Here is an 11,813-nt window from a genome sequence, read left to right as displayed (position 1 = left end):
GCATGGACCCGCGACGGATTGAGCTCAACCGCAAGCACAGCCGGGAGATGGGCGCGCTGTTCAACAAGTTCCTGGAAGACCACCCGGATGTCGAATCCGAGGTGCACGGCGCCCAGATGACGCCGGAGCAGGATGCGGCCTGGACCGCGTTCAGTGCGCAGCTGCTGGCACGCCAACAAGCCGAGCGCTCGGCGCTGGCCGACGAAATCGAAGCCGAACAGCAGAAGCTGGGAAGGTAGGGGGCAATGGAAGCGGCACAGGCAATCTCGTTGGTCACGAACTGGATCAGGTCCAGGGGGCTCGACTATCCGACCGAAGGTCTGGCGGCTGATCGCTTCGACAAGGGCTGGAGTGTGTACGCACCGGTCGACATCGATGACAGCGACCCGATGGCCTTCCTCGACATCCCGGTCGGACGGTCGATCTTCCTGGTGGGTGATTCCGGGCGCATCGAAGAGGTGTCGTCGTCGGTCCCGCCGCAGCAGGCCCGGGATGCGTTCACCGCACAGGAACCCGCGGTCCGAACCAATGGCGGAGCTCAGTCCAACGGCGCTGACTCCGAGGAGGCGGCCTTCATGGCCGAGTTCGAGAAGCAGTTCCGGTTGGCGGCCGCCGACGACCCGGGCGCGATCGCCGACTTCACGATCGTCGACGAGCCGCCCGCACCGGTGGGCGACGCCCCGACCAGTTCAGACACCGCGACGGCCGAGGAGGCCTCCCGCCTCATCGACTCGATCGTGCAACAGCTGGCCCAGCTCGGGCCGGAAGGCTGGGACGAGTTCTCCGCGGTGTTCGCCTTCACCGTCACCTCACAGATCGCCCAGGTGCAGTTCTGGGCCCAGGACCGCACCGGTCTGGTCCCGGTGCCCCAGTCGATCGCCGACCTGGTGCGGCAACAACGCGAGGTCGCGGCCCGCATGAGTGCCGGGCCGTGGTGGCGGCTGTTGCTGAACGTCACCAATCGCGGTGAGGCGACGGTCGACTACGACTACGGCGACGAGCCGTTCCCGGACGACCAGATCGTCGCGGCCGACCACTACCGCAACGACCTCGACGCCTACCCACGTGCGCAGGTGCCGGTGTGGCTGGCCGGCTACACCGCCGGGCCCGACGCACAGGGGCGCGACGCCGCCCGGGCCGCGGCCGCGGCAGCCGCCGACAAGGATGCCGGCCGCGAAGCCGTCGTCACGGACCAGATCCCGCCGCTTCCCGACCTGCTGGCCCGCTGGGCGGTGCTGTCGGCTGCCTACGCCGGTAGCGGGTCGGGGTGGGGGCCACGCATCTATCCCGGGTACGCCTGGTTCGAGAGCGATGTGCGCAGCGGGTCGACGCTGTTCCTGCTGCCCGGTGACCGTGCGGTGCTCTCCGGTGGCAAGTGGAATTCCGAGTTGCTAGAGGCCGCCTACAACGGCGGCGGTCCGCTGCCCGACCTGTATGGGGGAGCGCCCGCGTGGGTCAACGATTCGGTGCTGAACACCCGAAATCGCAACGGGCTGCTGAGTTTCTGCTTCTGGTGGTCGGACGGCCGGTGGTATCGAGGCGGAACCGACACCTCAAGCGAGCTCGACGTGCCGTTCCCGGCCATCTGGACCCCGGAGGCGACGGTCGCCGACATGGTGTCCCAAACCGGCGCCACCTCGGTCGATCGCTGCCAGGCGCTGTTGGAGGTTGCCACCGATCGCACCGCCACCGTCGATGACGTCGCGGCAATTTTCGGTGATCGTCCCGATGCACAGGTCTATGCCGCGGCCAACCAGCTGAGCTTGGCGGGTCTTCTGACTTAGAACTGGCGGGTAGCTGAACTCTCGGCGAACAAGGCCGTCAGAAATGGCGGAGTGCGGTAGCACGCAATAGCGTGAATTGCAATGCTGCATGGAACTTTTCGCCGATGGGGGATCGTGTGACCCTGCAGATTCCCGGGCCTTTACAGTGGGTGTCCTACCTGGTCGGCTCGCAATGGCCCAAAGGCGACGAGGACGCCATGTACCGCATCGGCGGTGAATGGGGCGACCGCGCCGAACAATTGAGAGATCTGATACCCGAACTGAACCGGATGCGGGCCAGCACGAGTTCAGTCCTGCAGGGCGTTACGGCTGGGGCCGCGGACAAGCAGTTCGCGATGTTGTTCGACGGTGACGCCACGGTCGACAAACTCGCCGATGCGATGGCGGCGCTCGGCACGCTTGCCGAAAGCACCGGCAAGAACATCGAATACACCAAGCTCCAGATCTTGACCTCGCTGGCGATCGCGGCATTCGAGATCTCCTGGGCACTGGCTCAGACCTCGGTGACCTTCGGCGCATCGGCGGCGGAGATCCCCATCATCGAGACGACGACATCCGCCGCGATCCAGCGGATGGTGTCGGTGCTGCTCAAAGACGTCATGACCGACCTGGGCAAGGCGATGACGAAGACAACCGTGCACCGGATCATCAAGAAGGCCGGTGTCGAGGCGGCTGAAGCCCTGGGACAAGAAGTGTTCATCCAGGGGGTCCAGCAGTCCAAGGGGCACCAGAACGGAGTCGACTGGGATCGGTTGGGAGTGGTCGCACTGGCCAACACGGTCGGCGGTGCGACGCAGGGCACCGTCAGCATCTACGGACAGCGTGCACTGGGCAATTCGGCTCTGAAGGGGGCTGCCGTCGGGTACGTCGCCGGCATGTCCAAGAAGGTGACAGGCGCACTGGCCACCGGTCAGAACATCGATCCCGTTTCAGTCCTCGGGTCGGTGCCCACATCCGTCACCGGCGGCGTGCGGGGCAGAGCTGCGGCGCGCAGCACCAAGGCTTCGACGCCCGATGGGGGTGGCGCATCGGCGGCCAGTGGGGGAGACGGGGACTAGGCATGGACAACGATGCGGCGCGGCATGAACTCATCAATGCTCTTGCACTCGTGCAGGAACAGTTCGCCGAGCTGGCCGCCGTCGAGGAAGCACGGGCGGCGTTGTCCGCCACAGCCACTCGGGCCGACGGGACAGTCACGGTCACTGTGAACGCCGACGGCGTCGTCACCCGGACGGCGGTCGGCGAATCCTATCTGGATGACCATGAGCTGACCGATCTGGGATGGCACATCACCGCCGCGGCCCAGGAGGCCGCCCGCGACGTCGAGTGGAGAGTCGCGGAACTCCTTGCGCCGCTGGCTCAGCGACGGGAGGAGATGCCCTCGCTGTCCGACATCGTCGACGGTGCTCCCGACATCAGGGATCTGTTGTCGCCCGCTGTGCCGGCGCGGCATCACGACGGTGAAGGAGAACCAGACGAATACCCCACTGTGAGGAGTGTGCGATGACCGTACCGCTGGGCGTCACGCCTTCCGAGCTGCGCGGTACCGCGCAGTATCTCGCCTTTGTCAGCAACGATATGAAAGCCGTGCACTCGGCGCTGATGCAGATGCTCGGCGGTGAGGGAGAGGCCTGGGGCCACGACAAGATCGGCAACAAGTTCGCCGACGGCTCCAAAGGCTATAAGGCGCAGCTGGACTGGGTGGACGGTTCGATCACCGCCAAGACCAACCTGCTCGACTACTACGCCGACGGCCTGCGGATCACCGCCGACGCTCTGGAACAACAAGACACACCCTGACGCGTCACTCCGAGCGTTCCTGCGTGAACTGCTGCGAGCGAGCCGAGCGAGCCGGACCGGGCTGCACCGCCGAGTTGGGCTGCCAGGTGCCGTCCCGCTGCGGAACGCGGCGACGGAACTCGGACTGCTCGACCGGCGCGCTCTCCGGCTGGTCCGCTTCCTCGTTCGCGCCGACGACCGGCACCGATGCATCCGCGTCGCCGATGACGTCCTTGCCGTTCTTCTTGCGGCGCAGTGCCTTGTTGACCTGGTGGCCCTTCCCGTTCTGATCGCCGCGCTGCCCGGCAGCCGGGGCACCTGCTCCGGGGCTGCCCGCTCCCGCGCCCAGGCCGGCCGCGGCGGCCGGGGCAGTCACCTTCGCCGCGGTGGTCACGGGTGCTGTGGTCGGAAGGCCACTCGGCATGCCGCGCAACGGGACTCCGCCACCCGCGCCGCCGGCCCCCTTGCCCGCACCCGCGCCGCCGAGCCCTTGCGGCCCGAGGCCGAGGACGCCCTCGGGTGGGCCCCCGAGCCCTTGCCCCAGCGGGTTCTGCCCTGCGGCGTTTTTGGCGGCGTCCATGGCCTGGCCCAGCGCGTCCTTGGCGGCGTTGGTCGCTGAGTCGATCGCGGACTTGATCGGATCCTTGAGGTTGTCGAGGGCGTCCTTGGTGGGATCGGTCGTGGAATCTTTTTGGTCCGTCGGCTTTTGGTCGATCGGCTTGTACTTGTCGAGGTCGGTCGGCTTGTCTGTTTTCAGCTTGTCCAAGTCCGACTTGTCGAAAGGCTTGATGCCGCTGCCGCCACCCGGTTTGAACGGGCTGGTGCCACCACCGGGTCCGCCGGGGCTGGTGGGTCCGCCGGGTCCGCCGGGTGCGGTCGGATCCCCGTACTTCATGTTCGGCGGGGTCGGCAGGTTGGGGAAGTTTCTCGTGACCGCCTCGACGGTCGGGTTGTAGATGTTCTGAAACAGCTGAACCGCCTTCTGATAGGCGTCGATGGAGCGGTTGATCTCGTCCAGCTGTTTGAGTGCGTCGGCCGCGGTCACGTAACCGTCATCGTTGTTGCGCAGGTAGCCGCTGCCGTCGATGTGGTACTTGGAATTGAAATCGGCGATCTTCGCGTCGAGCTTCGCCTTGTCGAAATCACCTTTTTCGATCAACTGGTCGTTCGCATAGGTGGGGAACTGGTCCCGAAGACTGGTGAACGCGTCGTGGAGCACGGTGAGCCTGTCGGCTATCGCGTCGGAAGCCAGCGTGAAGTCGTAGATCGAGGTCTTGGTGACCTGCTTGGACGCGGCTTCGGCGGCCGCGGCACTCTCGCCGGACCACTTTCCCTCGATCGTCTTGTTGACGGTTTCCTTGAAATCCTTGGAAGTCGTCTTCAGGGTGTCGCCGTGTTCCGTCCAGTCCTTGCCCAGCTGTGCGATCTTGCCGGGATTGAGCGAGTCCCTCTCCTTGCGCATGAAGACGAACGACTTGCCCTCCCAGTTGAGGGATTCGGGACCGGAGAGCTTGTCCTGCACCTCCAGATACGTGCTGTTGTCTGATATCAATCCGGGGACTTCGCCGAGAAGGGCGCTGTTCGGCTGGTACTTGGCGACCTTGTTCTCGTCCTGGAGATCTGAGTCCAGCTGGACGAACTTGCCGTCGTCGCCGATCAGCGCAGCGCGTTTGGGGTAGTTCGAGTTGGTGACGAAGGCATTGTCATAGACGGCGCCACTTTTGCCCTCTTCGTTGGTGCTCGTGCCCATCGTGGCGCCGAGGTAGTTGCCGAAGCCGCTCATGGTGTTCTACGCCGTCCCGTCCGTGCTGTGACTAGTCGTTCTCGGAGGTCCGCATGGCCTCCGCCGCATCCCGGGCAGTCTTCACAAAGCCCTGCGTCTGCGACAACTGCTCCTTCAGGTAGTCGGTCAACTCTTTGCCGCGGGCATCGAAGACCTTCTGAACCAGAACCGCCAGCGGGTTTTCCGGTGTCCCGAAGTACCCCGTGGTCTCGTCGAGGGAATCGCCGATGAGGGTTTCGAGGCTCTCCTCGTACGGTTCGAAGACCCTGTTGACCTCCGAGATGACGGTCGGATCAAGGTAGAGCTTCTTGTTCACGGTGTCGGCGTCCAGGCCGCCCCACGGGTTGGTCATCAGTCTTCTCCTCTGCGGTGGTGGTTCATGTGAATCGCGATGTCACGCCGGCATGTTGAATGGGAGGGTCACCTCTTTCTCGATACGCAGCAGCACCGCGGCGCAGTTGACGAAATTCCCGGCGGCGAACAGCAGCACCAGGTCGCCCACCTTGGCGATCTTGTTGTTCATCAGATAGGCGAGATTCACGCCGAAATCCGAGACGGTCAGATGCCCGAATTGTGCGGCGAAGGAGTACAGACCGGGTGTGGGTTGCAGGAAGGTCTGCTTCGCCAGCATGTCCGTGACGTAGCTCGGCTCGATGAACGACGGGGCGAACCAATCGATCTCGTCGGGCTGAACGCCCGCGCGCTCATAGCATTCGGTCACGGTTTGGACGGCCACCCGAAAACTGGCTATCGCGTTGTCTCGCACCGTCCCGAGACCGCGTCGGTCATAGTCTTCCCACCGGGCGATCCAGTCTTCCAAGGTCGGAAACTTCGGATCGTCGATGGCGCCGTCAGCCCTGCCGTGCATCATGCCGGCAGACGGGTTGTGCGAGCGTGCGGCAGCCGATACGACTCGGGCGAACCCGTGGTCGCGGTTCAGAAGCGCGCAGAAACCGCTGTCGCCGAGCAGCGAACCCTCTGTGGAGGGGCTGGCGGCATACTCATGCCGGTCGAAGTAGAAGATGCTGTCGCCGCCCGTCACCATCGCGTAGTCGCCGGCCCAGCCGGCCTGCAGCACCGCGTCGGCGAGCATCACGCCGTACAGCCCACCGGAACAGAACTGGCGGATCTCTGTGGCGGATCCGGCAGACGTTCTGCCCAGCAGGGACTGTTGCAGTGAATTCTGTATCGGCCAGAAATGTTCGCCCTGATACAGGGTGCCGCAATGGAAGGAGGCGGCCATGCTGTCGGCCGCCGCGGACAGTGCGGAGCCGTCGATCTGGCGTCCGGCCAGTTCCACCATCTCGTGGACCGACTGCATTTCGGAAGCGGCGGTCGCGAGATGTTTCGGGCGGCCTTGACTGTCCGTACCCGCAGGCACGTAGACGGACACGGCGTCAAGGTAGGGCATCGAAATCCCGGTCCGATTTCTCGGCAGAGAGCTTCTCCGCCAGTGCTTCTGATTGCCGCTTCTCGACCTTCTTGAAGACCTGCATGAGATTGGGCACCGTCGCCGGGATGATCTGAAATGACTTCGCGCCCTCGTTCACCACGTACGCACCGTCGTCGGCGATGTTGATCACGGTCAGGTGGTCGGCGTTGAGCAGTTGATAGTCCATCGTGAACTCGGGCGAACCGCTGAGCAGAATCGATCCGGTGATCTTGGTGTCCCGAAGCGCCGAGGTCGGGGTCTCGTCCTCGAGCAGTTCTTCCTTGCGGGGCCGGGTGCCGGGCTTGTAGGCAGGGAGCGCTTCCAGGACGACCTGGGGAAAGTCGATGTTCACACAGCCGATGATCTGGACGTCTTCGCCGAAGATGAGCTGCTCGCTCGGATCCTGGGTGATGACCGCGCAGTAACCCGTCGTGCCGATCACTCCGAGCAGCCGGTAGACCTGGCCGGTCTCGATCTGGCCGAATCCCTGCAGGAGGTATGCCGGGTACCGCAAAGCCTCAAGGATACGAACACGATTCGGGTTCAGTCCGGAGCGTAACCGGGCCAGCGCCTCGCGGCGGTCGGCCTCCACCTCGGACATGAACTTCGGTCCGCGGTGGCGGTAGGACAGCGGGGACGGCAGGCGGTCGAGACCGAGTGCCTCCCAGATGCAACGGAACTCGAAACCGCTCATGAACCACGGCTCGAGCCCATGGCGAAGCGGGGCTACCTCATCAGTGATCATGTTGAGCCCCTTTCTTTCTGGCCGCTGGAAAACCGGACGCGCAAGCGGGCTCGGTCGCGATGGAGCCGACAACCGAGCCCGCCGACGATACTGCCGTCCTAGAAGCCGCCGGCAAGATGGGCGTCGAGCGCCGCGGCGTCTTCCTGAGACTGATTGCCCCCGGTCCGGGTCTGGGTGATCTCGTTGAGGATCGCGTCCATCTGCTGCAGGATCTGAGTCTGCTTCTGATGCAGCGTCGCCGCGGCGTCGCCCTCGTAAACGCCCTGCAGTGCGGCGAAGACCTGGCTTACCTCTTCGCGCATCGCCTGCGCGTTGTTGGTCGCTCCCTGAATGTCGTCCAGGGATGCGTAGTTGGCTCCGTACTGGTACCGAATGCTATCCGTATCCATTGGTCAAAACCTCTCGTGTCTAGTCGGCGTCGTGGCTGACAAGTGCGTTGATGTCGGACTTTCCCTTGTCGACGATCTGCTGCAGGTTGTTGATGACGTAGTTGAAGTCCTCGTGATGCTGCGTCATGATGCCGCGGAACTTCGCAGCCTTGCCGCCCGTCCACGAACTGGCCGTCATGGACTCGGTCTGGTCCAGGATCTGGGCCGCCAGTCGCCGGACATCCATCATCTGTTTGTCGATGTTCTCGATCTTTTGCTGAGCTTCCGCGGGCGTCAGATGAAGCGTCATGCCGTACCTCTCTTTGTCATACCCGGCGTGAATCGCCGGATGGTGGTTGAGAATTCGCTAGTGAACACGGAGCGGATCTAGCAGTCCCCCCATCTGTAGCTGGACAGCTCGACAAGTTGGCCGACGGCCTGCTTGATCGTGTGGTCCGATCCCGGCTTGAGGGTGGTCCACAACTGGCCGCTGGGCGATGCGCTGGGCGCGCCCACGATCCGCCCGCGCTTGGTGTAGAAGATGCCGACCGCCCCGGCGGACCGCGAAATTCGGTCGACGTCGTCATCGAGTGCGTAGTAGACGATCTCGGCGAACGCCAACCGCGCCGCCAGCGCCGAACCCAGGGTCATCGCGGAGCGGGGATCGGCTCCGAGCGCCCGGATGCGGTCGGACAGCACCGTGGCGTCGTGGGTATCAGACAGTGCCTGGCTGACCTCGGTGAGCGGAGCGCCGACCGGACTGATCTCGGCGGGCGCAGATGCCGGGAGCCGACGGAGCAGGGCACCGGCCGCGCTGGACAGGTTCGCACCGTCGTCGATCGTCTCCAATGTGATCGCGTCACCCACCCGGCAGGCCGAAATGCATTGCGTGCCATCCCGCACGACTGTGACACGGGCCAACCCATCGGGGGTCACCAGGCGCATGGCCAGCTCGCGGTCGGGCCGCTGCAGCGACTGCACCACCGCGGACAGTTCCGCGCTCACCTCCCCGGCCGCCAGCAGGCCGCGCTCGGTGAGGCTCCGGGTGGCCTGCCAGAGCGCCTCGGCGCGGGCGGTCTCGGTGGGGTGCCGCGGCCGAAGGTCCAGCACCAACGGCATCGCCTGGACACCGAGACGTGCTGCCAGAACATGCAGTTCGTCGTCGGTGACGACGAACTGTCCAGCGAGCGATGCCGTCATAGGTTGAGCCCCCGGTCGACGCCGATCACGGGAGGAGTGACCCAGCGGTTGTCCACCTGCTCGAGAGTGCGCTCCGGTTCATCGGCGAAACCTTCACCGGCGGGCACCTCGGGGGCGGCGAGTTCGTCGAACACCGCGGTATCGGGACCCCAACTGACATTCGACACCATGAACGGTGCATCGTTCTGCTGCGCGGCCGGCAGCCAGGCCTGCCCGGCGTCGGACACCCCGGCACCCGGTTCACCCGCCCCGTCCAGAGCCGCCGCGGGCTGCACGGATTCGTAGTCGCGGTTCTGGTCGCCGCGGCCCATCGCAGCCATCGGCGCATAGGGGGCACCACTCATCCCGGTGCCCGAGCCACCGCCGCCCCCGCCTGTGAACCCGGTCTTCTGCAGGGCCTTCGGGTCGCCGCTCGACTTGATGACCGGCGCGAACATGGGTGCCAGCGGCGGAGGTGGCACCGACGGGACGCCGCCGGCCGCCCCACCGCCGGCACCGGCCGCACTGTCGGCACCCTGTTCGGCCTTGAGTGCATTGCCTTTTGACACCTGGGGAGGCACGGGCTGCTCCCACGGCTGGGCCAGGGGAGCAGCGGCCTCCTCGTACTGCTGCATGACAGCCGCGGCGTTGGCCGCATCGGCGGTGGCGGCCGCGTCGAACTCGGCGAACGTCCCGGTCAGCACGGCGCCGTTGTAAGCCGCCAGCGAGGCCATCATGTCCTGGGCGGTCTTCGTCTCGATCGCCTCTGCCACGCTGGGCATCGCCAGCACCGCCACGGTGTTGGCAACTGCTGCTTCCTCAGCGCGCTGCCCGTTGCCGGCCGCGCTGAGGCTGATCGCCTGCAACCACTTACCGAACTCTTCCAGGCGTTGCGCCGCAGCGTCGGAGGCCTGGCTGTCCCAGACAGTCCGGAGGCGCGCCACCAGCTTGTCGAAATCAACGGAGACGTTTGCCAATTCGTTGGCAACCCGGATCCAGGCCGCACCGGCTCCGCCGACCGACGCCGGACCGGGCCCCTCGGTGAGGTCGCGAGCCAGCTGTTCGGTGCTGCGCGACTCCCACGCAACGTCGGTGAACCCCACGCCCGGAAACCTCCCCTCGTCGACAGAACTCGAATGGTCGTGCTGATATCAGCCGGCGAAGTCCTCGGAAGCCGCGATGTTGGACGAATGGCCGCGCAGCGTCGCCGCCACTTCGTGAACCTCGGTCATGCCCTGATCGGTGGACGTACCGAACGAGGTGTGGACCTCGTTGAGGGTCTGGGCAATTCGTTGCGACACTTCATCGCGGGCGGACGGCGTCACCGTGAGGTTGGGCGCCTCGTCGGTCATCACCCGCTGGACACGGTTGGCGAGCTCGTCGAGTTGACGGCTGATCTCCTGGACCTCTCCGGGCTGGATGGACATACCGGCGTTGTCGGCCATCACGGTTCTCCTTATCGGGTTGGTTAGATCCGGAGTTCGACGTCCGGGGTCTGATACGGGTCGGCCTCCCCGAGGACCGGGGGTGCCGCGGTACCGAGATCGCCGACGATCTCGCTGCCTTGATCGGTGGTGTGCAGGAACGATGCCGAGGTGTGGTTGTTGCTCGATGAGGCGTTCGCGCCCTGCCCGGCGCCCATCGCCCCCATGGGTGCGCCGCCCATCATGCCCGGTGCGCCGACGCCGCCCACCCGTGGTGCAGCTGATTGCGCTGGGGCACTTGCGCTTTCCGCTTGAAGCATCGATGACATGGGTAGTGAGCGCGGTGCCAGTGCGCCGCTGCCGATCCCACCGCCACCGCCACCGCCACCGCCACCTGCGCCCATTCCCGCGCCCGCGATCGCGGGGCCGCCTTCGGCCTCGGCCGCATCGGCAGCGGCCGGGTCCAATGGATCGATCGCGGGATTCGCGGCGGCCTGACTGGCCGCCGACGCTGCACCGGTGCCGGCCTGCACCCCGGCCTCGGCGCCCTTCATCGCCATCGGCATCAGGGAGGCCAGGCCGGCCAGCGACGAGGCACCCTCGGGCGCAGCGGTGATGCCCACCGGTGCACCGGCTGTGGTGACCTGAGCTGCCTGGGTGGCCAGCGAAGTCTGCAGTTCGGTCATCACCTCGGCCGTGGTGGCAATTGCCTTGTTGGCGGCGGCGATTGCGGCTGCCCAGCCCCACGGAAAAATGATCATGGGCCCGATGGCCGCGATCGTCGCGGCGAATTCGGTGATGATCTCGATGAGCCGGACCCGAGCCTGCCCGACGTTGGTTGCCGCAGCGGACAAACTGGCCCTGAGGGCGTCGGATTGGGTTCCGACCGCAGCGCCGTCGGAAATTGCGGCGGTGGTCTTGGCGGCCGCGGCCGTACCGGAGGCGCCTTGCCACGCGTCGCCTGCCGAACTGACCGACTTGGACATGGACCCGCCGGTGGAGTCGAACATCTTGGAGATGGACTGCAGCATCGTCGTCGGATCGACGCCCTCGAACAAGCCGCTGCCCAAGCTGCTCAGCGCATCGGTGACCGGGCTGATCAAAGCGCTCGGATCCATCGGATTGGCCGGTGGCTGCTGCTCGGGTTGGCCCTCGGGCGGCGGTTGTTCTGCGGGTTTTTGATCGGCAATTGGTGGCAAACCCAGGCGTTCAAGAATTTGTCGTACTGGCAAATTCAGAAAATCTTGCAGGTTCTGTTCTTGAGCAGCGATAACCGGGGTGGCGTCGTAGCCGGGAACCTGCTGAGCTAGCTGACCTAC

Annotated in this window: 15 protein-coding genes; 5 read left to right on the top strand and 10 right to left on the bottom strand. The window is 65.5% G+C overall.

The features are described from left to right. Positions 1-2: 2 nt before the first annotated feature. From EH231_RS20770 to EH231_RS20750, 5 genes are all read left to right on the top strand, one after another. Positions 3-239 carry a hypothetical protein gene (locus EH231_RS20770; protein WP_090430214.1) on the top strand — a complete coding sequence of 79 codons (237 nt, stop codon included), beginning with the start codon at positions 3-5 and terminating at the stop codon, positions 237-239. Positions 240-245: 6 nt separating this feature from the next. Then, on the top strand, positions 246-1,784 hold the full coding sequence (locus EH231_RS34370; RefSeq protein ID WP_241177781.1) for a hypothetical protein: 1,539 nt from the start codon (positions 246-248) through the stop codon (positions 1,782-1,784). Between the two features lie 104 nt (positions 1,785-1,888). After that, positions 1,889-2,842, top strand: a complete 954-nt coding sequence (locus EH231_RS20760) for a WXG100-like domain-containing protein (protein WP_090430216.1) — start codon at positions 1,889-1,891, stop codon at positions 2,840-2,842. Positions 2,843-2,844: 2 nt separating this feature from the next. Then, positions 2,845-3,291: a YbaB/EbfC family nucleoid-associated protein gene (locus tag EH231_RS20755; protein WP_090430218.1), complete on the top strand. Its 447-nt coding sequence runs from the start codon at positions 2,845-2,847 to the stop codon at positions 3,289-3,291. Continuing rightward, complete coding sequence (locus tag EH231_RS20750) at positions 3,288-3,584, top strand: WXG100 family type VII secretion target (RefSeq protein WP_090430221.1); 297 nt, start codon at positions 3,288-3,290, stop codon at positions 3,582-3,584. Before EH231_RS20755 ends, EH231_RS20750 begins: the two co-directional genes overlap by 4 nt. A 4-nt stretch (positions 3,585-3,588) precedes the next feature. Here EH231_RS20750 and EH231_RS34630 read toward each other — a convergent pair whose 3' ends face one another. The 10 genes from EH231_RS34630 to EH231_RS33960 form a co-directional block, all read right to left on the bottom strand. Next, positions 3,589-5,346: a hypothetical protein gene (locus tag EH231_RS34630; RefSeq protein WP_124713219.1), complete on the bottom strand. Its 1,758-nt coding sequence runs from the start codon at positions 5,344-5,346 to the stop codon at positions 3,589-3,591. 31 nt (positions 5,347-5,377) lie between these two features. After that, positions 5,378-5,698 carry a hypothetical protein gene (locus EH231_RS20740; RefSeq protein WP_044521190.1) on the bottom strand — a complete coding sequence of 107 codons (321 nt, stop codon included), beginning with the start codon at positions 5,696-5,698 and terminating at the stop codon, positions 5,378-5,380. 42 nt (positions 5,699-5,740) lie between these two features. After that, entirely contained in the window at positions 5,741-6,739 is a 999-nt protein-coding gene (locus tag EH231_RS20735) for a 3-oxoacyl-[acyl-carrier-protein] synthase III C-terminal domain-containing protein (RefSeq protein ID WP_164480967.1), read from the bottom strand. Positions 6,740-6,743: 4 nt separating this feature from the next. Continuing rightward, positions 6,744-7,523, bottom strand: a complete 780-nt coding sequence (locus EH231_RS20730; RefSeq protein WP_124713217.1) for an ESX secretion-associated protein EspG — start codon at positions 7,521-7,523, stop codon at positions 6,744-6,746. A 98-nt stretch (positions 7,524-7,621) separates the two neighbouring features. After that, positions 7,622-7,912 carry a hypothetical protein gene (locus EH231_RS20725; protein ID WP_090430229.1) on the bottom strand — a complete coding sequence of 97 codons (291 nt, stop codon included), beginning with the start codon at positions 7,910-7,912 and terminating at the stop codon, positions 7,622-7,624. A gap of 19 nt (positions 7,913-7,931) precedes the next feature. Beyond that, entirely contained in the window at positions 7,932-8,201 is a 270-nt protein-coding gene (locus EH231_RS20720; RefSeq protein ID WP_090430231.1) for a WXG100 family type VII secretion target, read from the bottom strand. A 77-nt stretch (positions 8,202-8,278) separates the two neighbouring features. Continuing rightward, positions 8,279-9,091, bottom strand: coding sequence for an ESX secretion-associated protein EspG (locus tag EH231_RS20715; protein ID WP_124713216.1), 813 nt, complete (start codon positions 9,089-9,091; stop codon positions 8,279-8,281). Then, positions 9,088-10,173 carry a PPE domain-containing protein gene (locus tag EH231_RS20710; RefSeq protein WP_124713215.1) on the bottom strand — a complete coding sequence of 362 codons (1,086 nt, stop codon included), beginning with the start codon at positions 10,171-10,173 and terminating at the stop codon, positions 9,088-9,090. The genes EH231_RS20715 and EH231_RS20710 overlap by 4 nt, the downstream gene beginning before the upstream one ends. A 48-nt stretch (positions 10,174-10,221) precedes the next feature. Beyond that, positions 10,222-10,515, bottom strand: a complete 294-nt coding sequence (locus tag EH231_RS20705) for a PE domain-containing protein (RefSeq protein ID WP_090430822.1) — start codon at positions 10,513-10,515, stop codon at positions 10,222-10,224. Positions 10,516-10,538: 23 nt separating this feature from the next. Beyond that, positions 10,539-11,612 (bottom strand): hypothetical protein, encoded by a 1,074-nt coding sequence (locus tag EH231_RS33960; RefSeq protein ID WP_164480966.1) that lies wholly within the window; start codon positions 11,610-11,612, stop codon positions 10,539-10,541. Positions 11,613-11,813: the final 201 nt, after the last annotated feature.

The sequence above is a fragment of the Mycolicibacterium nivoides genome, from assembly GCF_003855255.1.
Lineage (GTDB): Bacteria > Actinomycetota > Actinomycetes > Mycobacteriales > Mycobacteriaceae > Mycobacterium > Mycobacterium nivoides.
The sequence above is the reverse complement of the archived record's forward strand: the minus strand, read 5'-3'. Positions and strand labels throughout refer to the sequence as shown.

Coding starts and splice junctions, on each gene's coding strand:
- EH231_RS20720 (WP_090430231.1), bottom strand. CDS start 8,201: ATGACGCTTCATCTGACGCCCGCGGAAGCTCAGCAAAAGATCGAGAAC.
- EH231_RS20730 (WP_124713217.1), bottom strand. CDS start 7,523: ATGATCACTGATGAGGTAGCCCCGCTTCGCCATGGGCTCGAGCCGTGG.
- EH231_RS20760 (WP_090430216.1), top strand. CDS start 1,889: ATGGGGGATCGTGTGACCCTGCAGATTCCCGGGCCTTTACAGTGGGTG.
- EH231_RS20725 (WP_090430229.1), bottom strand. CDS start 7,912: ATGGATACGGATAGCATTCGGTACCAGTACGGAGCCAACTACGCATCC.
- EH231_RS34370 (WP_241177781.1), top strand. CDS start 246: ATGGAAGCGGCACAGGCAATCTCGTTGGTCACGAACTGGATCAGGTCC.
- EH231_RS20750 (WP_090430221.1), top strand. CDS start 3,288: ATGACCGTACCGCTGGGCGTCACGCCTTCCGAGCTGCGCGGTACCGCG.
- EH231_RS20755 (WP_090430218.1), top strand. CDS start 2,845: ATGGACAACGATGCGGCGCGGCATGAACTCATCAATGCTCTTGCACTC.
- EH231_RS20715 (WP_124713216.1), bottom strand. CDS start 9,091: ATGACGGCATCGCTCGCTGGACAGTTCGTCGTCACCGACGACGAACTG.
- EH231_RS20705 (WP_090430822.1), bottom strand. CDS start 10,515: ATGGCCGACAACGCCGGTATGTCCATCCAGCCCGGAGAGGTCCAGGAG.
- EH231_RS20740 (WP_044521190.1), bottom strand. CDS start 5,698: ATGACCAACCCGTGGGGCGGCCTGGACGCCGACACCGTGAACAAGAAG.
- EH231_RS20770 (WP_090430214.1), top strand. CDS start 3: ATGGACCCGCGACGGATTGAGCTCAACCGCAAGCACAGCCGGGAGATG.
- EH231_RS33960 (WP_164480966.1), bottom strand. CDS start 11,612: ATGGATCCGAGCGCTTTGATCAGCCCGGTCACCGATGCGCTGAGCAGC.
- EH231_RS34630 (WP_124713219.1), bottom strand. CDS start 5,346: ATGAGCGGCTTCGGCAACTACCTCGGCGCCACGATGGGCACGAGCACC.